This window comes from Pseudomonas sp. 10C3 (assembly GCF_036346185.1).
Classification (GTDB): domain Bacteria; phylum Pseudomonadota; class Gammaproteobacteria; order Pseudomonadales; family Pseudomonadaceae; genus Aquipseudomonas.
In genome coordinates this window covers 1-263 of sequence record NZ_JASJVE010000132.1, presented here as the reverse complement: position 1 = coordinate 263, position 263 = coordinate 1, and the positions used below count along the sequence as shown (strand labels likewise).

1 protein-coding gene is annotated in these 263 nt (G+C 64.3%); it reads left to right on the top strand.

What is annotated here, in order from left to right; genetic code table 11:
* Positions 1-240, top strand: a 240-nt coding sequence (locus tag QN399_RS26400) for a hypothetical protein (protein ID WP_330201953.1), incomplete at its 5' end; no start/stop codon positions are given.
* Between the last annotated feature and the right edge of the window lie 23 nt (positions 241-263).

Below are 263 nucleotides of genomic sequence, written 5' to 3'. Positions count from 1 at the left end.
CTGGGGGTCGTTCCGCTCGATGCCGAGCGTGCACGCTCGATGCTGTTCGGTCTACCCGGCTTACTGTTCGTCGGCGCCGTGGTCTGCCTGCCACTGTTCCATGCCGCCCACCGCATCCGCCATGGCTGTTTCGACCTGCGCCTGGGTCGCGACGGGCGCAACAAGTGGCTGACCTATGGCAGCGCCGCCTTGCTGAGCGCCGCTGCCTTGACTGGAGTGCTGATCGGTATGCTGAGGTAGCGATACGAGAGATGCGCTTAAAG